The sequence below is a fragment of the Vibrio sp. STUT-A16 genome (assembly GCF_026000495.1).
GTDB lineage: Bacteria > Pseudomonadota > Gammaproteobacteria > Enterobacterales > Vibrionaceae > Vibrio > Vibrio diabolicus.
In genome coordinates, this window is record NZ_AP026765.1 from 348,059 (window position 1) to 371,625 (window position 23,567).

Sequence of the window (23,567 nt, forward strand, 5' to 3'; positions counted from 1 at the left end):
TCGCGATCATCATGGTAAGTCGTTACGCAATGATGGCAGTGTAGTACTTATGTAATCGCCTCAAAGTAGTCAACAGAAAGCCTCGTTAATCACGAGGCTTTCTGTTTTGTTTGGTATGTAAAGACTGGCTCGATTGAGCATGAAAGCGTTAGCAACCAGGCCCACAGTCAAGGCAATGTTTCACCATTTCTGGCCCTAAGTGTAGTTTTGCATTCAAATCACGTAGAGCGGTGCGGACACCCTCTTCGATCACTGGATGATAGAAGGGCATATCTAGCATCTCAGAAATCGTCATTCTATTTTGGTGTGCCCAAGCCAAAAGATGCGCGAGGTGTTCTGCGTTCGGCCCCATCATCTCTGCACCTAAAAAGCGTCCAGTACCTTGCTCGCCATAGACATGTAACATCCCTTTGTTTCGTAGCATGACACGCGAACGTCCTTGATTCTCAAACGAGACTTCGCCAGTAACAAAACAACCACAGCTTCCTAAGCGAGTTTCCAGTTGTTTGAAAGTTTCACCGACCATAGCTATTTGCGGATCGGAGAATACAGCTGAAATTGGCGAACGACGCAGACCTGCACGAATATCCGGGAAGCGACCAGCATTATCACCAGCAATGCGACCTTGGTCAGCGGCTTCGTGCAGCAGTGGAATTTGGTTACTTGCATCACCTGCGATGAAGATGCTCTCTACCGAAGTTTGCAATGTATAGTGATCTGCGGTTGGTACGCCGCGTTCATCGAGGGTAATATTGGTGTTCTCGATCGCTAGCTTATCTACGTTTGGACGTCGTCCAGTGGCTGCTAAAACGTAATCAACAATAAAGGTTTCTAATTCACCGTCGTGGTTAATGAATTTGATTTCAACTTTATCTGCGCCTGCTGCATTCGATGATGGTATGCGCTTCATGCTTTCTACTTTTACATCGGCATCAAGATAGAACTCTTCTTTAAAAGTTTTATCTGCGTAAGCCATCACCTCTGGATCTGTCAGTGGACCAACTTGACCACCAAGACCAAAGAGCTTCACTTTCACCCCTAGGCGGTGCAAAGCTTGACCGAGTTCAAGTCCGATCACTCCGGGGCCAAATACCGCAACGGACTCAGGCAAATCATCCCAATCAAAGACATCATCATTCATTACGAGACGGTCACCCAACTCATTCCAAGCTGCTGGATAGGCAGGACGAGAGCCCGTAGCGATCACAATCCGTTTTGCGGTGACCTGAGTATGGTCATCTATGATAAGTGTATGATCATCGGCAAACTTCGCGTAACCTGACAACTTGTCTTCTGCGGGAATATCATCGACGCTTTCAAGCACAAAGCCAACAAAACGATCACGTTCGCGTTTTACACGATCCATGACTTCTTGTCCGTTAATGCGTATTTCACCTTGCGGATGGATCCCAAATCCAGGCGCTTTTTCGATTTGGTGGACACTTTCTGCGGCCGCAATCAACAGCTTAGAGGGCATGCAACCGACGCGAGCACAGGTTGTTCCGTAAGGGCCGCCTTCAATCATTACTACGCTATTAGTATGAGCTTTTGCTGCTCGATAAGCGCCAAGACCAGCAGTACCACCACCAATAATCGCTACGTCGACATTAACTTGTTTCATCGTGAACTCTCGCTTTTCGTTTTTAAGCCAAGCTAGCTACATTGAGCTTGGAGAGTGAATTGGGTCGTTGAATCTGTATAAGGAGTCACCTTATCGGTAGACGACTACTTATCTAGACTAGTAGAAGAAGTGAGTTAGGGTTGGCCTCCGAGCCAAAGGCACCGGAGACCGAGGGTGTAGGCTATGGACAGCTTAGCCTAGATACGCTTCTAGCTCTTCGCTACCGCCGATGTGCTTGCCACCGATAAAGACTTGTGGAACAGTCGTGCGACCAGATATAGCTCGTAGACTAACTGTCGTTGCGTCTTTACCCAGAATCACTTCTTCATATTGAAGACCGTGGTCAATCAGGTTTTGTTTCGCTTTCATACAGAAAGGGCAGCCTGGTTTAGTGAACACCGTGATGGATTCTTGCGTTTTGTAGTCTGGCGCTATGTAGTTCAGCATGGTGTCTGCGTCTGACACTTTGAATGGGTCGCCAGGTTCGTTTGGCTCAATGAACATTTTTTCTACTACGCCATCTTTTACTAGCATGCTGTAACGCCATGAGCGTTTACCAAAGCCGATGTCGTTTTTATCCACTAACATGCCCATGCCATCGGTGAACTCACCATTACCGTCAGGAATGAAGGTGATGTTTTCTGCTTCTTGGTCTTGTTTCCATGCATTCATCACGAACGTATCATTGACTGAGACACAAATAATCTCATCCACTCCGTGCTCTTTAAATACAGGGAACAATTCGTTGTAACGAGGTAGATGGCTTGATGAACAGGTTGGAGTAAATGCACCCGGTAAGCTAAATACGATAACGGTCTTACCTTTAAATAGCTCATCAGTCGTTACATTCATCCAAGAGTCACCTTGACGAACTGGAAAAGTAACTTGAGGAACTTGTTGACCTTCTTTAGATACAAACATAATGATTTCCTTTAACTATTTTAAATTATGCGTATAGAGCTTAGCGTTTTTCTTTGCTCTGTTTCGTTCTGTTGAGCCCATTATTGTAAAAATCTTTTGATAGCTCTAATCGTTTGGTGTTATGGTTTTGATAGGTATTAGCTATTGTTAAAAGAAGCGAATTGTGAGTTATGAATATTCGAGATTTTGAGTACTTAGTTGCACTTGCGGAACATAAGCACTTTCGCAAAGCGGCAGAAGCATGTTTTGTTAGCCAACCAACATTGAGTGGACAAATTCGTAAGCTAGAGGATGAACTCGGTACCACGCTTTTAGAGCGAAGCAGCCGTCGCGTTTTGTTTACCGATTCAGGGTTGCAGTTGGTGGAGCAAGCTAAGCGTATCTTAAGTGAAGTGAAAACTTTTAAAGATATGGCGAGTGGTCAGAGCGGAGCAATGACTGGGCCTATGCATATCGGTTTCATCCCGACGGTAGGTCCGTATCTACTACCCAAAATTCTGCCGCAGATAAAAGAAGCATTTCCTGAACTGGAGCTGTTCCTGCACGAAGCTCAAACACATCAGTTGGTGCGTCAATTAGAAGAAGGTAAATTGGACTGCTTGGTCTTGGCTTCGGTTGATGAAACGGCACCTTTTAAAGAAATCGAAGTGTATAACGAGCCGTTAAGCGTAGCGGTGCCATGTGATCATGAGTGGGCCTCTCTCGACCATGTTGATATGTTGGAGTTGAATGGTAAAACCGTTTTAGCGCTAGGAGACGGTCACTGTCTGCGTGATCAAGCGTTAGGTTTCTGTTTTGCTGCCGGAGCGAAAGACGATGAACGCTTTAAGGCAACCAGTTTGGAGACACTGCGGAATATGGTCGCTGCTGGTGCTGGGATTACGTTATTGCCTCAGCTTTCTATCCCCAATGAGAAGCAAAAAGATGGTGTGTGCTATGTACCAGCCGTTAACCCTACGCCTTCGCGCAATATAGTCCTTGTATATCGCCCGGGTTCACCACTGCGTGCAAGGTTTGAAGCTTTGGCGGCGAAGATTAAAGAAGTATTGGCTTCTTATCCTTCATTGAACGCCGCGGCGTAAAAGCCGACATAAAAAAGGGAGAGCGAATGCTCTCCCTTTTGCTTTAGTGATTTAGAACAGCTCTTCTGCGCCAGAGCCGGAAGAATAAATACTGTCTTCCAAACGGTCTCCTGCGTATTCGGTAGGCTCAGTGCCTTTTTCAAAGTATTCGAACATTGATGTGCTGTCTACTTTGTGCGTTAGCATGCCAGTGTTGCGATCAATACGAACACGAATGATGTTATCTGGAATATTTTTACCTTGCTCAGGTGTTTCTTCTAGTGCAACGCGCATAAAGTCAATCCAAGCGGGTTCTGCGGTTTTCGCACCCGATTCAGCACCAGAAATTTGGCCTTTGCCTAGGTTGCTATTAACCGTTGTGCGACCAAGGGCGCGTGAGTGATCATCAAAACCAACCCAAGCAATGGCAACAACACCAGGACCATAGCCGTTGTACCAAGCATCTTTGGAGTCATTCGTTGTACCCGTTTTACCACCGATATCACGACGCCCCAGTTTTTGTGCACGCCAGCCAGTACCGTTCCACCCCGTACCTTCACGCCAGTTACCACCACCCCAAATGTTGCTGTACATCATCTCACGCATCAAGAATGCGTTTTGCTCAGAGATAACTTGTGGAGCATATTGAGGTTCATCATTTTCCAGTGCGTTGTCTGTTGCCAAACCATCAATCGCGACGTCTTGTTCGCCAAACTCATCGGCATAGCGATTGTCTGGCTCATCGCTCATTTGTGGGCAATCCTTATGACAAACGCTCTTTGGATTCGCTTTAAACAGCACTTCACCGAATGCATCTTCCACGCGTTCTACGTAGAACGGTTCGACGTAATAACCTCCGTTCGCAAATACTGAGTAGCCTTGTGCCACTTTCATTGGTGTTAAGCTACCAGCACCGAGCGCGATGGTCTCTGAACGTGGTACTTGGTTAATATCAAAACCAAAACGAGTAAGGTACTGACGAGTCTCATCAAGGCCTACTTCACGCAGCGTACGCACTGCCATCACGTTCTTTGACTGAGCTAAGCCGAGGCGAAGGCGAGTTGGACCGCCATAGGTTGGTGGTGAGTTTTTAGGTCGCCAAGCCGAACCAGAACCTGCGTCCCATTTGTTAATCGGCGCATCGTTGATCAGAGTGGCTAGGGTAAGTCCCTTGTCAATTGCTGCTGAGTAGATAAATGGTTTGATACTTGAGCCAACCTGACGCACTGACATAGTGGCACGGTTAAACTTACTATGAACAAAGTTAAAACCACCCACTAACGATAATATCGCACCATTTTCCGGGTTCATCGCGACAAACGCGGTGTTCGCTGTTGGCACTTGGCTCAGTTTCCAGCTTTGTGTCGTGTTGTCATCTTCATTGGTTTCGCTCACTTCGCGAACCCAAACTTGTTGACCCGTCGCTAGAACATCATGCGCTGATTTTGGCGTTGAGCCTTGGCGGTTTTCGGTGATGTATTTACGTGCCCAATGCATTCCAGTCCAAGGAATGGTCTGCTCTTCATGGTTTTTAACCCAAACTTGTGCAGTCTTATCATCGACTTTTGTCACGACGGCAGGATAAAGGTCACCATAAGTTGGTTGCTTCTTAAGATGCTTTTCTATTTGCTCGCTGTCCCAAGCGGTTTCACCTTCTTTCCAAAGCACTTTTTCCGCACCGCGGTAGCCGTGACGTTCATCGTATGACAGCAGATTATTTACCACGGATGTATTCGCGGCATCTTGCAGTTTAGAGTCCACTGTCATGTAGATATTCAAGCCAGAGGTGTAGGCTTCTTCTTCACCGTACTCTTTTACGGCCCATGCACGAGCTAGTTCTGCCACATAAGGAGCGGAAAGTTCAATTTCAGCACTGTGGTAACGCGCCACGATAGGTTCGTTGCGTGCTTCGTCATACTGTTCTTGCGTGATGTATTTCTCATCGAGCATTCGCATTAACACGACGTTACGGCGTTTTGTCGCACGCTCGAGAGAGTAAATTGGGTTCATCGTTGATGGCGCTTTTGGCATCCCTGCGAGTGTCGCAAGTTCGCTTAACGTCAATTCATCAAGGCTCTTACCAAAGTAAACTTGAGCGGCCGCACCAAAACCATATGAGCGGTAACCAAGGAAGATTTTATTGACATAAAGTTCCATGATTTCTTGCTTACTCAGAAGCTGCTCAATGTGGATAGCAATGAAAATCTCTTTAATCTTACGCATGATCTTCTTCTCATTAGATAAGAAGAAGTTACGCGCTAGCTGTTGCGTAATGGTACTTGCGCCCTGCTTAGCAGAACCTGAAATCGCAACTACAACGGCTGCACGAGTGATGCCGATAGGATCGATACCTGGGTGTTCGTAAAAACGGCTATCTTCGGTTGCGATTAGCGCATGAATTAAGTCTTGAGGAATTTCATCATAAGTAACAGGAATACGACGCTTTTCACCGAACTGTGCGATCAGCTTCCCGTCTTGACTAAACACCTGCATAGGTGTTTGTAATTCAACGTCTTTTAGAGTTGCAACATCTGGCAATTCAGGCTTCACGTACTGATAGAAGCCAAATATTGTGGTGACTCCAAGAATTATGCAAATCAATGTTAAAAATAATAAACGCTTTATGAACTTCACCGGAGAATCCCTGATTGGTTGAGGCTGTGTAACGGCAAACCCTTGTACTCTTAGGTCAAAAATTTAGCACATAGAGATATTAACTCTTATTTGGGTGCTAATAACAACCTTTGCACGAAGAAATTTCGGAGCGAGAGTAAGAGATGGATAAGCTAATCGTTACCGGCATCGATATAGGCCATAACAGCCTCAAAGCCGTAGTACTTAAACCCACAGGCAACAATTACGCTCTGTTGGGTTACAAAGAAATATTACTAAAGGAAGGTATTGTCGCTGAAAATAACACTATAAATCATCAAGAAATTGTAAAGACCCTAAAGCTGATTAAAAAAGAACTGCCTTTTGGTGCTAAAAAGGTCGCAATTTCAGTGCCTGATAATTCGGTGATCAGTAAAAAACTGCAAATAGAACAAAATCTTGAAGATAGCGAAGTTGAGTTTGCTGTGATTCAGGCATTTTCTCATCAATCGCCGTTCCCTGTCGAAGAGCTGAGTTTAGACTTCGTCCGTCTTCGTGCCGAAGATGGGTTGCGTGGGACTGATAACTATCAAGTGTTTGCGACAAGAAAAGATGTGGTCGATAGTCGCGTGGATGCATTACAAAAATCCGGACTAAAACCCGTTTTAGTGGACGTGCATTCACAAAGTCTTGGTCATATCTGGAAGCTCACCGCCGATCGCTTTCCTGACAAAAATAAGTACTGCTTACTCGATATTGGCACCTCATCGAGCTCCTTTACCATGTTTACCGAACAAGGTGAGCTATTTCACAAAGAGTTTGCTTGCGGCACTCGAGGAGCAAACAGCCCTGTTCAAGATGATTTGATGTCCGATGATGCTCAGGAGAAAACAGAGCTGTTTAATCGCCAAATCGTGGAACGGGTGAAACGTCAGATGCAGCTCTACACCTCAATTAATGGCTCGCAAAATATCAAAGGTATCTGGTTATCAGGGGAAGGAGCTTCGACACCAATGCTCGCGGAAGAGTTATCTCAGCAACTGTCACTAGAGTGTGATTTGCTAAACCCGCTAGGGCTATTTGAGATGAAGGTGTCCAAACGTAAACGTCGTGCCGCGGATTGGCAGCATTTCTCTACAGCCGCAGGACTCGCGATTCGTGGCATTCATTGGCTAGGAGGTGCGCGTGCTTTATCGCATTAATTTACTTCCTTGGCGAGAGAACCAAAGAGAAGAGCACCGACGTCGTTTCATTAGCTTGATCGCGTTAGGCATGTTGGTCGCCATTGGTATTCAATGGGGTATTGGAAAGTTTTTTGAGTACCAACAAGATCAGCAGCAGGAGCGGCTTGATTACCTTACTCACTACATTGCTGAGCTCGACCAGCGTATTGAAGCAATGAAAATCGCCGAGCAAGAGCACAGCAAAATCCTCGAACGTTTAAAAGTGGTTGAAGGGTTACAAAACGGTAGAAACAAAACGACCGAGTTTATGAACTTGATGCCAGCCGTCATTCCTGAAGGTGTATATGTCGACAAGATCAAAATGAATGATCTGGAAATTGAGATCTCGGGGATCTCTGATAGCACTCCAAAACTTGCCACGATGCTGGACAACATGGAGCGTTCGGCCAAGTTGAATGATGTAGAAATGCACTCCATCGTTCACGGAAAAGCGCGTTTTGGAAAAGAGTTCCAAACGTTCAAAGTGTCTTTCATGTTCAAAGTGCCGGAGAAAAAAGCGGAGGCCCAGCATGGTTGATTGGCAGGATCTCGAAATAGATGAAATGGCAGAGTGGCCATTGTTGCCTCAGCTTGTGGTTATCGCGCTGCTGATTTTCCTCATTCAAGGTTTTGGCTATTGGTTTTACCTTAAGCCAAAAGAAGAGCAATTGAATAACTTGGTCCAGCAGGAGCAGACGCTCAAGGTAGCACTGAAGATCAAAGCGAACAAAGTAGCTGCATTGCCTCAGCTTCAATCTCAATTGGATGAACTCACCACGCGTTACGAGTTATTGCTACAACAACTGCCCGCGCAAAAAGAGTTGGCTACGATGCTCGCTTCGGTGAATGAACTCGGTATCGACAATAAGTTGACCTTTACCCGTATCGACTGGGGTGAAAAGCAATCAGAGCATTTCCTCTATCGTCTTCCTTTAAACATTGAGTTAACGGGAGATTTTCATGACATCGGACATTTTTCTCAGGCGATAGCAACGCTACCTCGAATCATCACGTTTAAAGATGTGACTTGGCAGCGTGTCAGCCAAGAAAGTGAAACTCTGCACTTTAGGGTACGAGCCAATACCTATCAGTTTAAGCCAGAGGAGACGAACAATGACAAGTAAGCATTTGTTACTGGTACTGATGGGGTCTCTGCTACTTGGATGTCAGGCGAATGATGAGTCATTAACGGATTTTATTCGAGGGGTGGAAAGTCAGGCGCGTCGAGATGTCGAGAAACTTAAGCCTGCAGATAAGTATGTTGCCGTCACGTACGCACCTGAAGTACAGCGTGCGCCCTTTGAGTTACCAAAAGAAGCCACGATCGCCACTCAGCCCGTTGCAAGAAAAGATTGCTGGCAACCGCCTTCAAGAAGGCGCACTGGCAAATTAGAAAAATTCCCATTAAGCCAATTACGTTTGAAAGGAGTTATGGGCATGGGTAATACGGTTTCTGGTCTCGTTCAGGCACCCAATGGCACCGTTTATAAAGTGAAGCCGGGGCAATACCTCGGACGCAACAATGGCAAAGTGACCCACGTCAGCCATTCCTATTTGTTAATTAATGAAACGTTGCCCGACGGCTTAGGGTGTTGGCAGAAGCGTAAAGTTAAGTTGGCTTTGAGATAGCCCCATTTATTTTTGATATTGAGTAATGAAAATGAGACAAGGATTAACACGTACAACAAGGATACTAACTGGGCTCTTCTCCTTATGGTTGTTTGTATTTTTAGCCCCTTTAGTGGCAGCAGAAGAAGTATCGTCTAATGCCTTAAAGAGTATCGACTTTCGCACTAATAAAGATAAAGACGCCGTTATAGTCGTTGAACTGGCGTCACCTGCCGCGATTGTTGATGTCAAACGCGTACAGGAAGGGTTAAGTATCGATTTGCTTAATACTTCGGTAAAAGACGAGCAACTGTATCTCCTAGACGTAAAAGATTTCTCGACTGTGGTTGAAAGTGTAGAGGTGTTTCGCGATACCTCAACTACGCGCTTGGTTGCGCACATTAATGAAGAATATACGCATGATTACCGTTTAACGGGGCGATTCTTGGAAATCAAAGTGGCTAAGATCAAACCCAATGAGAAAGCCCCGGATAAAAGCATTCTAGAAAAAGAAGGCAAGCTCATTTCAATTAACTTCCAAGATATTCCTGTACGTAACGTGTTACAGCTGATTGCTGACTACAACCAGTTCAACTTGGTTGTCTCAGACTCCGTAGAAGGTAACCTCACACTTCGTCTTGATGGTGTTCCGTGGCAGCAAGTGCTGGATATTATTTTGCAAGTTAAGGGGTTAGATAAGCGTGTTGATGGCAACGTGATTCTGGTTGCTCCAACAGATGAGCTTGATCTGCGCGAAAAACAGCAACTCGAAAAGCAGCAGCTAGAACAAACGATGGGAGAGCTTTCGTCTGAAATCATCAAGGTAAACTTCGCTAAAGCATCAGATATTGCAGAGATGATCAACGGAGAAGGGAACATCAGTATGTTGTCTGAGCGAGGCAGTATGACCATTGATGAGCGGACTAACTCGTTATTGATTCGTGAGCTACCTGAAAACATTGAAGTGATTCGAGAAATTATTGAATCTTTGGATATCCCGGTGAAGCAGGTTCAAATTGAAGCGCGTATTGTGACCATCAATGAAGGCAACATGGACGAGTTGGGAATTCGCTGGGGCTTTACCTCTATTAATGGCAATAACACGGTTGGTGGTTCTATCGAAAACAACCTTGCCACGATCGGTTTATATAACGGTGGTGGTGAAGGAGAAGACGGTGGTGACGGTGATGGAGTAGGTATCGATGACTTCCTAAACGTAAACTTAGCTGCAACTAGTCCAAACGCGACTAGCATTGCTTTTCAGGTTGCAAAATTAGGCTCAGACACCTTGTTAGACCTCGAGCTTTCTGCGCTGCAACAAGAGTCCAAAGCTGAGATTATCTCAAGCCCACGTTTGATCACTACCAATAAGAAGCCTGCCTATATTGAGCAAGGTACCGAGATACCTTATCTAGAGTCCTCATCAAGTGGTGCTACGACGGTAACGTTCAAAAAAGCAGTATTGAGTTTGAAGGTGACGCCACAAATTACACCGGATAACCGTCTTGTGTTGGACTTAAGCGTTACGCAAGATAGACCTGGACAAGTCGTGAAAACAGGCACTGGTGAAGCCGTTGCGATTGATACTCAGCGTATCGGGACGCAAGTGTTAGTAAATAACGGTGAAACCGTCGTTCTTGGTGGTATTTTCCAGCACAGCATTACTAACTCGGTGGACAAAGTGCCTTTGTTAGGCGATCTGCCACTATTAGGTGCGCTTTTCCGTCGAAGTTATGAAAATGTTGGCAAAAGTGAGCTGTTAATTTTCGTCACCCCTAAGGTGGTGATTCAGTAGTTCTACCTCGTGAAAAACTGATTAAATCAAAAATAAAGTTGCAATAGTGGCACCATGCTTGGATAATTTCGGGTCTTATCACGAATTATCTGTGAGGAACTGGTGCCACAAGCCTTGTAGAACAGCGATTTAGCTGTGTTTTCTTGTGGCGATCTTATTGAATCAATGTTGTAAATTACTGCTAAACATGGCTGAGAAACGTAATATTTTCCTTGTTGGCCCAATGGGCGCCGGCAAAAGTACAATTGGTAGACATCTAGCACAGCAACTGCATATGGAGTTTGTTGACTCCGATACAGTGATCGAAGAACGCACTGGTGCAGACATCTCTTGGGTTTTTGATGTAGAAGGTGAAGAAGGCTTCCGCAAGCGTGAAGAAGCGGTACTTGAAGACCTAACACAAGAGCAAGGCATCGTGCTTGCGACTGGCGGTGGCTCTGTTAAGAGCAAAGAAAACCGTAATCGTCTTTCGGCACGTGGTGTTGTTGTTTACTTAGAAACGACGATTGAAAAGCAACTTGCGCGCACAAACCGTGACAAGAAGCGTCCTCTACTTCAAACGGACAACCCTCGCGAAGTATTGGAGCAATTAGCTGAAGAACGTAATCCTCTGTATGAAGAAGTAGCGGATTACACTGTTCGCACTGACGATCAGAGTGCAAAAGTGGTAGCCAACCAGATCGTAAAAATGCTAGAAGAGAGATAAGTTTTTATCTTTTTTTTAATTGGAGCAAACCGATGGAACGGATTACGGTCAACCTAGCTGAGCGTAGCTACCCAATCTCTATTGGCGCCGGGTTATTTGAGGACCCGGCGTACCTCTCTCAAGTTCTCTCAAACAAAAATGCAAAACAAAAAGTTGTTGTGATCAGTAATGTCACAGTGGCGCCTTTGTATGCTGACAAAATTTTAAAGCAACTCGAGCAGCTCGGTTGTAGTGCATCCTTGTTAGAATTGCCTGACGGCGAACAGTACAAAAACTTGGATGTGTTTAACCAAGTGATGAACTTCCTCCTCGAGGGGAATTACGCTCGTGATGTTGTGATCATCGCGTTAGGTGGTGGCGTTATTGGCGACCTTGTGGGTTTTGCTTCTGCCTGTTACCAGCGTGGGGTCGACTTTATTCAAATACCAACGACATTACTATCTCAAGTGGACTCTTCGGTGGGTGGAAAAACCGCGGTTAACCATCCGTTGGGTAAGAACATGATAGGTGCGTTTTACCAACCTAAAGCCGTGATCATCGATACCAACTGTTTATCGACGTTGCCTGAGCGTGAATTCGCAGCAGGTATCGCAGAAGTCATTAAGTACGGCATCATTTACGATGCAGACTTTTTTGTATGGTTGGAAGAAAACCTTGAACGCTTGTACGCGTTGGATGAAGAAGCGCTAACTTATGCCATTGCACGTTGCTGTGAAATAAAAGCGGAAGTGGTGGCTCAGGATGAGAAAGAATCGGGCATCCGCGCTCTGCTCAACTTAGGTCACACCTTTGGTCATGCGATTGAAGCTGAGCTTGGCTACGGCAATTGGCTGCATGGTGAAGCGGTTTCTGCTGGCACGGTTATGGCGGCCAAAACTTCGCATCTGCGCGGTCTTATCTCAGCAGAGCAATTTGAGCGTATTGTTGCGATTTTGCGTCGTGCCAAACTGCCTGTTCATACTCCAGAAAGTATGAGCTTCGATGACTTCCTCAAACATATGATGCGAGATAAAAAAGTCCTCTATGGTCAATTAAGATTAGTTCTACCTACAGGCATTGGTAGTGCTGAGGTCATTGCTGATACGACACAAGACGTACTCAAACAGGCGATAGACTTCGGTCGCGATATTTAACCTTGTAATGGCGCCTTTGGGCGTCATTCTTGTAGTGTATTAAGGTTATTAGATGAGTGTTGCTCACGTTCTGGAATTAGATTCTCAAATCGAGTTGCTTGATAGGTTAGGATTGCTGACTAATTTTGGTTCCAACTTCATTGCGATTAATGGTCATGATGGTTATGGAAAATCTTGGTTAGCGCAGCGATACCTTGAAGTGGGTGCCAGTAACAAGAATCAATGTTTGTTACTTTGTCATTCTAATCAAGATGATGTGCAGCGCCGCATCCTTATTTTGAGTCAACTGGTTTTGGACGCATTGTTTAATCAGCAAGAGCCTTTACTTGATAGCCTCGAAAGACTATTGGGTGATGAGCCTTGTGATATCGCGATTGTGGTTGATGATGCGCATTTATTAAGTGAGACGCTCGTTTCTGAGCTTTGGATGCTGGTTTTAGAGGCGCATTATAAGCCGAATTGGACCATCAATGTCTTATTATTTACGCAGTCTGGGCGCTTAGAAGGATTGCTGTCACGTCTCAGTTACGGACAAGAGATAAAGCCTGTTGAGCTTGATATTGATATGTTGTCCGAAGTGGAAGCCCGTCGTTTCTTTGAATCACTTGTTGCGCGCTATGTTGATGATGAGGCGGAGAAGCGGGTTCGAGATGCATTTAAAAAAGTTGACCCAGTACCGGGTGACATCATGGCGTTAGGAGAGATGAAAGTGGAAAAAAGGATCATTATCCGCTCGATTGTCGGTTCACCGCTGAATATTGCGTTAGTGGTATTAGCATTACTGTTGCTTGCTGCTGGTGGCTATTGGTGGATGTATAATCAACCAAGCCCTGATGATAAAGCGCAGCAAATTGCTGGTAGTTTAGAGCAAACGGCTATTCCAACTTTTGAAGAGTCAGGAATCAGTGCTGCGCAGTCTTCACTACAATCTGTGACTGATGACACTAGCAGTGGCCTTGATGGCTCTGGCGCGATTGATGATTCTGATTCATTACCGCCAGCAGTAACGGAAGAAGTGGCGAGCGTTGGCAGTGATGACAATCAACAGAGAGTGGTGATTGAGTCGAATGTGGTCGATGCATTGCTTGAAGGTAAAGCTGATTCAGCAGACACAAAAGCGATTGATGATGTCGTGGGCGTTGAGAATCAAGACGCCACTGATGAAACCAGCTCACCCCTAATAAAAGTCGTAAAACCAAATCAAGGTATGACGCAAACTTCTGCTCAGCCAGAAGAAGACGGTGCGAAGCTGTCTGTGGTTAAGTTTTCATTTGCTCGCGAAGAATTAAAAGCACTATCACCAAGAGCCTATACACTGCAGCTTGCTGCTATGACGTCAATGGACGATGTACAAGCCTTCCTCGATGAGCATCAGCTGAATGATCAAGTACGAATTTATCCTACCGTTCGCAATGACACCGAGTGGTATATCATCACATACCAAGACTATCCGACAATTCAAATGGCTCGCGATGCCGTTGCAAGCTTGCCTGATTCGGTTAAGTCGGTGAGTCCTTGGGCAAAATCACTCCGTCAGGTTCATCGCGAAATTGATCGCGTGAAATAAACCTGAGCTTCGCTGAAAAATATGTTACATTCCGCAGCCTTAATTTTTGGTCGATAGATAGAGCAGTAGATGAAAAAGCAACGAGCCTTTCTTAAATGGGCAGGAGGAAAATACGGACTGGTTGAAGACATCCAACGTCATTTACCACCGGCTCGAAAGCTAGTTGAACCTTTTGTTGGTGCGGGCTCAGTGTTTCTGAATACCGACTATGACCATTACCTACTGGCAGATATCAATCCAGATTTGATCAATCTGTACAACCTACTAAAAGAGCGCCCGGAAGAGTACATCTCTGAAGCGAAGCGTTGGTTTGTTGCCGAGAATAACCGTAAAGAAGCCTACTTACACATTCGCGCTGAGTTTAATAAAACCGATGACGTGATGTACCGCTCTTTAGCGTTTTTGTACATGAACCGCTTTGGTTTTAATGGTTTATGCCGTTACAACAAAAAAGGCGGTTTTAACGTTCCGTTCGGTTCATATAAAAAGCCTTACTTCCCAGAGGCGGAATTGGAGTTTTTTGCCGAAAAAGCCAAGAAAGCCACGTTCGTTTGTGAAGGTTATCCAGAAACTTTTCGTCGAGCACGTAAGGGGAGTGTGGTGTATTGCGATCCTCCTTATGCACCGCTTTCAAACACGGCAAATTTCACCTCATACGCAGGTAATGGTTTCACGTTGGATGATCAGGCTGCATTAGCCGACATTGCTGAAAGAACGGCGACTGAGCGTGGTATTCCGGTTCTGATTTCTAACCACGACACTACGCTGACGCGTCGGTTGTATCACGGTGCGGATCTCAATGTAGTAAAAGTAAAGCGCACCATTAGCCGCAATGGCAGCGGTCGTAATAAAGTCGATGAGCTGCTTGCGCTTTTTCATGCCCCTGAGATGGATAAACCAAGCTCTTAGTTCTCACACTATTAAATCTAAATAGTGGATCTCCCCACTGGCTTCGGTAGAATTGCGCGCAGATTGTTTGCTCATTACTACTGAGGTCAGGTATGAAAGATTTTCTTATTGCTCCATCCATTTTATCGGCAGATTTTGCTCGTCTCGGTGAAGATGTTGAGAAAGTACTCGCAGCGGGTGCGGATGTGGTGCATTTCGACGTTATGGATAACCACTATGTACCAAACCTGACTTTTGGTGCACCTGTGTGTAAAGCACTACGCGATTACGGCATCACAGCACCAATCGATGTTCACCTAATGGTGAAACCGGTTGACCGCATTATTCCTGATTTCGCAAAAGCGGGTGCGTCGATGATTACATTCCATGTGGAAGCTTCTGATCATGTAGACCGTACACTGCAGTTAATTAAAGAGCACGGCTGTCAGGCTGGTGTGGTACTAAACCCAGCAACGCCACTTGCGAGCCTTGAGTTCATCATGGACAAAGTCGACATGATTCTACTGATGTCGGTTAATCCTGGCTTTGGTGGTCAATCATTCATTCCTCACACACTAGATAAGCTGCGTGCAGTTCGTAAGATGATCGATGAGTCTGGTCGCGATATCCGTTTAGAAATTGATGGCGGTGTGAAGGTTGACAACATTCGTGAAATCGCAGAAGCGGGCGCAGACATGTTTGTTGCAGGCTCGGCGATTTTCGGTCAGCCAGATTACAAACAAGTGATCGACCAAATGCGCACGGAACTGGCTGAAGTAAAATAAGTCCCGATATACGCGCGATAATGCCCTGATTTTAAAGGCTGTCACTTTATTGGCAGCCTTTGTTATTTCTAGCGTTGGATGAAATAAAATATCCCCTGCGTTGAGCAAATAATCACTTGCCTATTTTGCGCCCTTTCTGTACTATTCGTGCTCCTTAAACTCAGTCAATTATCTTTAGTTCCTTGCTTCCTCTGGACGACTGAGCCATTTGTGGAAGCTGAATAATCCGTAAGGAGCAACCAATGCGTCATTACGAAATCGTATTCATGGTGCACCCAGATCAAAGCGAGCAAGTTGCTGGCATGATCGAGCGTTACACTGGTTCAATCACTGAAGCTGGCGGTAAAATCCACCGTCTAGAAGACTGGGGCCGTCGTCAACTGGCTTACCCAATCAACAAGCTTCACAAAGCTCACTACGTTCTTATGAACGTTGAAGCTGACCAAGCTGTAATTGATGAGCTAGAAACTGCTTTCCGTTTCAACGATGCAGTTCTACGTAACATGATCATGCGTACTAAAGCAGCGATCACTGAGCAATCTATCATGCTTAAGCAAAAAGAAGAGCGTGCTCCACGTCGTGAAGAGCGTTCTGAAGCTAAGCCTGAAGCTAAGTCAGAAGCTGCTGAGTAAGTTTTCTTATGGCCAATCGAATGGAGCTGAGCGGCACCATAGCCAAACCGCCCATTCGTAGTAAAAGCCCTGGTGGCATTGAACACTGTCGGTTTTGGCTGGAGCATCGCTCTACTATTATCGAAGCTGACTTACCTCGACAAGTTTATTGTCGTATGCCGGTAGTCGTCAGCGGGCTTGGGTCACAAGCACTAACTCAGAATTTAGTTCAAGGCAGTAACATTAAGGTAAGTGGTTTTGTCACTTATCAAACCGGCCGAAATGGCGTGGGAAAATTAGTGTTACACGCCGACAACATTACTCAAATTTAAGATCAGGAGATAGCCCATGGCTCGTTTCTTCCGTCGTCGTAAATTCTGCCGTTTCACTGCAGAAGGCGTACAAGAGATTGATTACAAAGACGTAGCAACTCTTAAAAACTACATCACTGAAGCTGGTAAAATCGTACCTAGCCGTATCACTGGTACAAGCGCTAAGTACCAGCGTCAACTAGCACGTGCTATCAAGCGTTCACGCTACCTAGCTCTACTACCGTACACTGACAAGCATCAGTAATCGGTTCATTTTATTAAGAAAGAGGATTAAGCAATGCAAGTTATTCTACTTGATAAAATTGGTAACCTAGGTGGTCTTGGCGATACTGCAAACGTTAAATCTGGCTACGCTCGTAACTTCCTTATCCCACAAGGTAAAGCAGTTATGGCAACTAAAGCTAACGTTGAAATGTTTGAAGCTCGTCGTGCTGAACTAGAAGCTAAAGTTGCTGAGCAACTAGCTGCTGCAGAAGCTCGCGCAGAGAAAGTTAACGCTCTAGAAGCTGTAGTTATCGCTTCTAAAGCTGGTGACGAAGGCAAACTATTCGGTTCTATCGGTACTCGTGACATCGCTGACGCTATCACAGCTGCAGGCGTTGAAGTTGCTAAGAGCGAAGTTCGCCTTCCTGAAGGTGCTCTACGTACAACTGGTGAGTTCGAGATCAGCGTTCAACTTCACTCTGAAGTTTTCGCAACTGTGAACCTACAAGTTGTTGCTGCTGAGTAATTCAGTATCAAGACGAAATACTAAAAAGCACCTCTTCGGAGGTGCTTTTTTTATTTCTAAAACTGGGAGAAAAAACGGGTTAAAAAGCGAAGAGTAAATTAACGGAAAATACGCTATCCGCTTTGCTTAAGCCTTCAGGCACTTTATCGTGATACTGACGAGAGTGTGCCAGTTTCAGTGCAATATCTTCAGTAATATCATTGGTCACGCTGAGTTCACTATCGGCCCGAGTGTTACTTTTACCTGTTACCAACGTAATATCAGCCGCGAAACTCAAATTATCTAGTGCGTGCCAAGTCGTATTGATATTCCCTCGAAAAATGCCTTCTCGAACGATATCGGGAAAGACAATGTCGTCATCATCTATCTCATCTAAATTTGGTTCTTGATAACGAAAACCAGGACCGACTTCTACCTCTAAAATGAAGTTTTCAGTGTAGGAGAACTGGTAACCCAAACCGCCTGATAATGTGTAGTCTTTAAAATAGGCACTGTAACGAGAATCCACCCCTTTAAAGCTGCCATACAAATACGTTTTAGGACCTAACTTGTAGTCACTCTGTAGGGCGTAGGTGGATGAGCGTTTGTCTTCTTCACCGTCTTTGTACAAGTTGTAGTACTTCCATTCACCATTAGAACGGTGTCGACCTGACGTATATTCAGCACTCAAACGAGCATTCAGGGAACGAGAGTCCGTGTTACCTGTGTGAGCTTGATAGCCGAACTCCACCTCGGTTTTTAATGGGTCGGGCACATCAATATTTTGCTCTGGCTGTACTGATTCGTCAGCATACGATGCACTAGCGCATAGTAGGCTAAAGCTAAGTAACCAGTATCGGGACACATCAACCTCGAACGTAATTAAAAAGGAGGGGCATGATACTGATACAGATATTTTGTTGGGTCAATGGTAGGTTAATTTTTATTAGAGCTGGGCGGAAGAACCAGGCTATTACTTGTGCGGTTCGCATGTTGATTTCTTAACAAGTAATTGTCGCTTCGGGGAAGCATCTCAGTTAGGTTAAGGTTATAATCGTGGGTCAATAGTAGTTATCGAGCAAAGTCATGGCGGAAAACAGAAATCGCAAACCTTCAGACAGTCAGGTCGACGCAATCAAAGTGCCACCTCACTCACTAGAAGCCGAGCAATCAGTAATTGGTGGTCTCTTACTGGACAATGAACGTTGGGACACCGTTGCTGAACGTGTTGTAAGCAGTGATTTCTATAGTCGTCCGCATCGCCTAATTTTTGAAGGTGTAAAAACAATTCTTGAAGCGGGCAAGCCTCTCGATCTTATTACTTTATCGGAATACCTGGAGCGTCACGAGCAATTAGAAGATGTGGGCGGTTTTGCTTACCTTGCAGATTTGGCGAAAAATACGCCAAGTGCCGCTAACATTAACGCGTACGCTGATATTGTTGCCGAGCGTGCGATCGTCCGTGGTTTGATCGGTGTCGCGAATGAGATTGCGGATGCGGGTTACGATCCTCAAGGTCGAAGTTCGGAAGATCTGATTGATATGGCGGAGAGTAAAGTTTTCGCCATCGCTGAGTCACGAACCAGTGAAAACGAAGGGCCACAAAATGTCGATAACATCCTCGAAAAGACGTTAGAACGTATCGAGTTGTTATATAAAACGCCGCAAGATGGTGTGACGGGTGTCGACACAGGTTTCACTGACCTCAATAAGAAAACCGCAGGTTTGCAAGGTTCTGATTTGGTGATTGTCGCAGCGCGTCCGTCGATGGGTAAAACGACCTTTGCGATGAACTTGTGTGAAAATGCGGCCATGCAACAAGAGAAGCCTGTGCTTATTTTCTCGCTAGAGATGCCAGCCGAGCAGTTGATGATGCGTATGTTGGCCTCTTTGTCTCGCGTTGACCAAACCAAGATCCGTACGGGTCAGTTGGATGACGAAGACTGGGCGCGTATTTCTTCTACTATGGGTATCTTGATGCAGAAGAAAAACATGTACATTGATGACAGCTCCGGTCTAACTCCGACCGAAGTGCGTTCACGCGCTCGCCGTATCGCACGTGAACATGGCGGTCTGTCGATGATCATGGTCGACTACCTTCAGCTTATGCGCGTGCCTGCACTCTCTGATAACCGTACGCTGGAAATTGCGGAGATTTCGCGCTCTCTGAAAGCGCTGGCAAAAGAGCTGAATGTGCCCGTCGTGGCGCTGTCTCAGCTTAACCGTTCCCTAGAGCAACGTTCAGATAAACGCCCAGTAAACTCGGACTTGCGTGAGTCGGGCTCTATCGAGCAGGATGCCGACTTGATCATGTTCATCTACCGTGACGAGGTGTATCACCCAGATAGCCCATACAAAGGTACGGCAGAAATCATCATTGGTAAGCAACGTAACGGCCCTATCGGCTCTGTGCGTCTCACCTTCCAAGGTCAACACTCGCGCTTTGACAACTACGCGGGTCCTGCATTCGATATTGATGATGAGTAACCCCATGAGCTATATGAAAGCGGCCAAGGCGTGCATTGATTTGTCTGCGTTGCAGCACAACTTACAGCGCGTGAAAGCGCAAGCGCCCCAAAGTAAAGTGATGGCTGTAGTGAAGGCCAATGGCTATGGTCACGGATTACGTCACGTTGCAAAACATGCCAACCATGCGGATGCGTTTGGTGTGGCTCGCATTGAAGAAGCATTGCAACTGCGCGCTTGTGGAGTAGTAAAGCCGATTCTATTGCTAGAAGGTTTTTACTCTCCAGGTGACTTACCTGTTCTTGTGACGAACAACATCCAAACCGTGGTGCATTGTGAAGAGCAGCTTATCGCTTTGGAGCAAGCCGACCTTGAAACTCCGGTTGTCGTGTGGCTTAAGATTGACAGTGGGATGCACCGTCTTGGCGTTCGCCCTGAGCAATATGATGAGTTTGTCACGCGGTTGAAAGAGTGTCCAAACGTAGCCAAGCCGTTGCGTTACATGAGCCACTTTGGCTGTGCAGATGAGCTGGATAGCGATATTACCCCACAACAGATTGAGCTGTTTAAATCGTTGACTTCTGGTTGCCAAGGGGAACGTTCACTGGCGGCATCTGCGGGGTTATTGGCATGGCCTCAAAGCCATTTAGATTGGGTTCGTCCGGGTATTATCATGTATGGTGTGTCGCCATTCGATGACAAAACGGCGCAAGATCTTGGGTATCAGCCTGTCATGACACTTAAATCCCACCTTATTGCGGTACGTGAAGTGAAAAAGGGTGAAAGTGTTGGCTACGGTGGTATTTGGACCAGTGAGCGAGATACAAAAGTTGGGGTCATCGCAGTAGGGTATGGCGACGGTTACCCAAGAAGTGCTCCAAACGGTACGCCGGTGTGGGTTAATGGCCGTAAAGTACCTATTGCAGGTCGAGTTTCCATGGATATGCTGACGGTCGATTTGGGACCAGACGCAACGGATAAAGTCAGCGACGAAGCGATTCTTTGGGGGAAAGAGCTCCCAGTAGAAGAAGTGGCGGGTCACATTGGTACCATTGCGTATGAACTCGTGACTAAGCTAACGCCTCGCGTCGAGATGGAGTACTCAAAATAAACAGCGAAAGGCTAACATAAGGTTAGCCTTTGTTTTATCTACTCACCGTTAATCGTAGCAATAACGCGGCGGCCGCCGCCAAAGTCTCGGTGCTCACCCAAGTAAATGCCCTGCCATGTTCCTAAAGCTAATCGACCATTTTGGATTGGTATCGTCACACTACTGCCAAGTAGGGATGCTTTAATGTGTGCTGGCATGTCGTCATCCCCCTCATAGGTGTGCTGATAATAAGGAGCACGCTCTGGCACAAACTTATTGAAGTGCGCTTCCATGTCCATACGCACGGTTGGATCAGCATTCTCATTTAAGGTCAAACTGGCGGAGGTATGTTGAATAAATAGATGTAATAAACCTACTGAAAGCTCGTTTATTTGTGGTAATTGTTGTTCAATTTCATCAGTTATTAGGTGAAAACCGCGGCTTCTCGCTTTTAATTGCAGTGTTTTTTGTGCCCACATACGTGTTCCTTTGGAAATTTATAAATTGGCGTCTATCCTATTCCAATTAGAGCCTGTCATTAGTAAGTGATATGATTCTTGTCATCGTAAGTGAATTGTTCATTTTCAGGGCAGGGAACGTGACCTAACTCAATGTGAGTGTAAAATCTCTCAGTCATAATTGGCACCTGAAAAAAAATTACAAAGACTTGTTTTGTGGCAATTCGCCCAAACATCTAATTAATATTCTATTTGCTAAATCGGGGATTCCACAGTTTTCGCTAGACTGTAAGGAATGGAACCTACTGTAACATCGGGATAAAGACCATGTTGAAAAATATCAATCCAACGCAAACACAAGCTTGGAAAGCGCTAACTGCGCATTTCGAATCTGCACAAGATATGGATCTTAAAGAGTTATTTGCTCAAGACGCAGCGCGTTTCGACAAATACTCTGCACGTTTCGGCTCAGACATCCTAGTCGATTACTCAAAGAACCTCATCAATGAGGAAACTCTGAAGCACCTGTTCGCTCTTGCGAACGAGACTGAGCTGAAATCTGCAATTGAAGCGATGTTCAGTGGCGAAGCGATCAACCAAACAGAAGGTCGCGCTGTTCTTCACACTGCACTACGTAACCGCGCGAATACACCAGTAATGGTAGACGGCGAAGACGTAATGCCAGCAGTGAACGCGGTTCTAGAAAAAATGAAATCATTCACTGAACGCGTTATCGGCGGTGAGTGGAAAGGTTACACAGGTAAAGCAATTACAGATATCGTGAACATCGGTATCGGTGGTTCTGACCTTGGTCCTTACATGGTGACGGAAGCTCTAGCACCATACAAAAATCATCTAAACCTTCACTTCGTATCTAACGTTGATGGTACGCACATCGTTGAAACGTTGAAGAAAGTTAACCCAGAAACGACGCTATTCTTGATCGCGTCTAAGACGTTCACAACGCAAGAAACCATGACTAACGCGCACACTGCTCGTGATTGGTTCCTAGAGTCTGCGGGTGATCAAGCGCACGTGGCTAAGCATTTTGCTGCGCTTTCAACGAACGCGACAGCCGTGTCTGAGTTCGGTATTGATACCGCGAACATGTTCGAATTCTGGGACTGGGTTGGTGGCCGTTACTCACTATGGTCTGCAATCGGTCTATCAATCGCATTAGCGGTAGGTTACGACAACTTCGTTGAGCTGCTTGAAGGTGCTCACGAGATGGACAAGCACTTCGTATCAACAGACCTAGAAAGCAACATCCCTGTGATCCTTGCGCTTATCGGTATTTGGTACAACAACTTCCACGGTGCGGAATCAGAAGCTATCTTACCTTACGATCAGTACATGCACCGTTTCGCGGCATACTTCCAGCAAGGTAACATGGAATCAAACGGTAAATACGTTGACCGTGAAGGCAATGCTGTGACTTACCAAACGGGCCCTATTATTTGGGGTGAACCAGGTACCAACGGTCAGCACGCGTTCTACCAACTGATTCACCAAGGCACTAAGCTGATCCCATGTGACTTCATTGCACCTGCAATCAGCCACAACCCAGCTAGCGATCATCACCAAAAACTGATGTCCAACTTCTTTGCGCAAACTGAAGCACTAGCGTTTGGTAAGAGTGAAGAAACAGTGAAAGAAGAGTTGGTGAAAGCAGGTAAGAACGTTGAAGAAGTGGCAGCGATTGCGCCATTCAAAGTGTTTGAAGGTAACCGTCCAACAAACTCTATCCTAGTGAAGCAAATCACGCCTCGTACGCTAGGTAACTTGATCGCAATGTACGAACACAAAATTTTCGTACAAGGTGTTATCTGGAATATCTTCAGCTTTGACCAATGGGGCGTGGAGCTAGGTAAACAACTGGCTAACCAAATCCTACCTGAGCTTGCAGACGAGTCTCAAATCAGCTCGCATGACAGCTCAACAAACGGCCTAATCAACGCATTTAAAGCGTTCAAAGCTTAATGTTTGAATAGATAAAGAAAA

Annotated in this window: 23 protein-coding genes; 18 read left to right on the top strand and 5 right to left on the bottom strand. The window is 45.7% G+C overall.

All coding sequences use genetic code 11. The annotated features are described in order from the left end of the window. Positions 1-148: 148 nt before the first annotated feature. A complete protein-coding gene (locus tag OO778_RS01655; RefSeq protein ID WP_264910640.1) occupies positions 149-1,621 on the bottom strand; it encodes a dihydrolipoyl dehydrogenase in 1,473 nt (490 codons plus the stop codon). Between the two features lie 192 nt (positions 1,622-1,813). Next, positions 1,814-2,542 (bottom strand): redoxin family protein, encoded by a 729-nt coding sequence (locus tag OO778_RS01660; protein ID WP_005395721.1) that lies wholly within the window; start codon positions 2,540-2,542, stop codon positions 1,814-1,816. 170 nt (positions 2,543-2,712) lie between these two features. On the opposite strand from OO778_RS01660, the gene oxyR reads away from it, so the two are divergent. After that, entirely contained in the window at positions 2,713-3,624 is a 912-nt protein-coding gene (gene oxyR, locus OO778_RS01665) for a DNA-binding transcriptional regulator OxyR (protein ID WP_005395720.1), read from the top strand. A gap of 51 nt (positions 3,625-3,675) precedes the next feature. Here the strand turns inward: oxyR and OO778_RS01670 are convergent, their stop codons facing one another. Next, on the bottom strand, positions 3,676-6,237 hold the full coding sequence (locus OO778_RS01670) for a PBP1A family penicillin-binding protein (RefSeq protein WP_264910641.1): 2,562 nt from the start codon (positions 6,235-6,237) through the stop codon (positions 3,676-3,678). Positions 6,238-6,380: 143 nt separating this feature from the next. On the opposite strand from OO778_RS01670, the gene pilM reads away from it, so the two are divergent. The 14 genes from pilM to rplI all read left to right on the top strand — a co-directional run bounded on the left by pilM (position 6,381) and on the right by rplI (position 17,573). Then, positions 6,381-7,397 carry a type IV pilus assembly protein PilM gene (gene pilM / locus OO778_RS01675; RefSeq protein WP_164667087.1) on the top strand — a complete coding sequence of 339 codons (1,017 nt, stop codon included), beginning with the start codon at positions 6,381-6,383 and terminating at the stop codon, positions 7,395-7,397. After that, positions 7,381-7,956: a PilN domain-containing protein gene (locus OO778_RS01680; RefSeq protein WP_074191323.1), complete on the top strand. Its 576-nt coding sequence runs from the start codon at positions 7,381-7,383 to the stop codon at positions 7,954-7,956. Before pilM ends, OO778_RS01680 begins: the two co-directional genes overlap by 17 nt. Further along, the gene (gene pilO / locus OO778_RS01685; RefSeq protein ID WP_012841351.1) at positions 7,949-8,542 is read left to right on the top strand and encodes a type 4a pilus biogenesis protein PilO; all 594 of its coding nucleotides are present in this window, start codon (positions 7,949-7,951) and stop codon (positions 8,540-8,542) included. Before OO778_RS01680 ends, pilO begins: the two co-directional genes overlap by 8 nt. Beyond that, positions 8,532-9,047 carry a pilus assembly protein PilP gene (locus OO778_RS01690; protein WP_005395715.1) on the top strand — a complete coding sequence of 172 codons (516 nt, stop codon included), beginning with the start codon at positions 8,532-8,534 and terminating at the stop codon, positions 9,045-9,047. The genes pilO and OO778_RS01690 overlap by 11 nt, the downstream gene beginning before the upstream one ends. Positions 9,048-9,078: 31 nt before the next feature. After that, complete coding sequence (locus OO778_RS01695; protein ID WP_080955983.1) at positions 9,079-10,821, top strand: type IV pilus secretin PilQ family protein; 1,743 nt, start codon at positions 9,079-9,081, stop codon at positions 10,819-10,821. Positions 10,822-11,008: 187 nt separating this feature from the next. Beyond that, entirely contained in the window at positions 11,009-11,527 is a 519-nt protein-coding gene (aroK, locus tag OO778_RS01700) for a shikimate kinase AroK (protein WP_005381319.1), read from the top strand. Positions 11,528-11,559: 32 nt separating this feature from the next. Further along, positions 11,560-12,660 (top strand): 3-dehydroquinate synthase, encoded by a 1,101-nt coding sequence (gene aroB / locus OO778_RS01705; protein ID WP_258614184.1) that lies wholly within the window; start codon positions 11,560-11,562, stop codon positions 12,658-12,660. Positions 12,661-12,712: 52 nt separating this feature from the next. Next, on the top strand, positions 12,713-14,227 hold the full coding sequence (locus OO778_RS01710; RefSeq protein WP_264910642.1) for an AAA family ATPase: 1,515 nt from the start codon (positions 12,713-12,715) through the stop codon (positions 14,225-14,227). Positions 14,228-14,296: 69 nt separating this feature from the next. Continuing rightward, positions 14,297-15,136 (top strand): Dam family site-specific DNA-(adenine-N6)-methyltransferase, encoded by an 840-nt coding sequence (locus tag OO778_RS01715; RefSeq protein WP_047009939.1) that lies wholly within the window; start codon positions 14,297-14,299, stop codon positions 15,134-15,136. 92 nt (positions 15,137-15,228) lie between these two features. Beyond that, on the top strand, positions 15,229-15,900 hold the full coding sequence (rpe, locus tag OO778_RS01720; RefSeq protein ID WP_005395709.1) for a ribulose-phosphate 3-epimerase: 672 nt from the start codon (positions 15,229-15,231) through the stop codon (positions 15,898-15,900). 242 nt (positions 15,901-16,142) lie between these two features. Beyond that, a complete protein-coding gene (rpsF, locus tag OO778_RS01725; protein ID WP_005381299.1) occupies positions 16,143-16,532 on the top strand; it encodes a 30S ribosomal protein S6 in 390 nt (129 codons plus the stop codon). Positions 16,533-16,540: 8 nt separating this feature from the next. Continuing rightward, positions 16,541-16,843: a primosomal replication protein N gene (priB, locus tag OO778_RS01730; protein WP_005381298.1), complete on the top strand. Its 303-nt coding sequence runs from the start codon at positions 16,541-16,543 to the stop codon at positions 16,841-16,843. Between the two features lie 16 nt (positions 16,844-16,859). Beyond that, positions 16,860-17,087 carry a 30S ribosomal protein S18 gene (rpsR, locus tag OO778_RS01735; RefSeq protein WP_000090472.1) on the top strand — a complete coding sequence of 76 codons (228 nt, stop codon included), beginning with the start codon at positions 16,860-16,862 and terminating at the stop codon, positions 17,085-17,087. A 33-nt stretch (positions 17,088-17,120) separates the two neighbouring features. Further along, positions 17,121-17,573: a 50S ribosomal protein L9 gene (gene rplI / locus OO778_RS01740; RefSeq protein ID WP_005381278.1), complete on the top strand. Its 453-nt coding sequence runs from the start codon at positions 17,121-17,123 to the stop codon at positions 17,571-17,573. Positions 17,574-17,652: 79 nt separating this feature from the next. Here the strand turns inward: rplI and OO778_RS01745 are convergent, their stop codons facing one another. Then, positions 17,653-18,417 carry a DUF481 domain-containing protein gene (locus OO778_RS01745; RefSeq protein ID WP_006743223.1) on the bottom strand — a complete coding sequence of 255 codons (765 nt, stop codon included), beginning with the start codon at positions 18,415-18,417 and terminating at the stop codon, positions 17,653-17,655. 221 nt (positions 18,418-18,638) lie between these two features. Between OO778_RS01745 and OO778_RS01750 the strand changes: the two genes are divergently transcribed. Beyond that, positions 18,639-20,039: a replicative DNA helicase gene (locus OO778_RS01750; protein ID WP_005395704.1), complete on the top strand. Its 1,401-nt coding sequence runs from the start codon at positions 18,639-18,641 to the stop codon at positions 20,037-20,039. 13 nt (positions 20,040-20,052) lie between these two features. Next, the gene (gene alr, locus OO778_RS01755; RefSeq protein ID WP_031777284.1) at positions 20,053-21,129 is read left to right on the top strand and encodes an alanine racemase; all 1,077 of its coding nucleotides are present in this window, start codon (positions 20,053-20,055) and stop codon (positions 21,127-21,129) included. A 38-nt stretch (positions 21,130-21,167) separates the two neighbouring features. On the opposite strand, the gene OO778_RS01760 is transcribed toward alr, so the two are convergent. Continuing rightward, positions 21,168-21,587 (bottom strand): secondary thiamine-phosphate synthase enzyme YjbQ, encoded by a 420-nt coding sequence (locus OO778_RS01760; protein WP_046874640.1) that lies wholly within the window; start codon positions 21,585-21,587, stop codon positions 21,168-21,170. A 306-nt stretch (positions 21,588-21,893) separates the two neighbouring features. Between OO778_RS01760 and pgi the strand changes: the two genes are divergently transcribed. Continuing rightward, complete coding sequence (gene pgi, locus OO778_RS01765; protein WP_046874641.1) at positions 21,894-23,546, top strand: glucose-6-phosphate isomerase; 1,653 nt, start codon at positions 21,894-21,896, stop codon at positions 23,544-23,546. Positions 23,547-23,567: the final 21 nt, after the last annotated feature.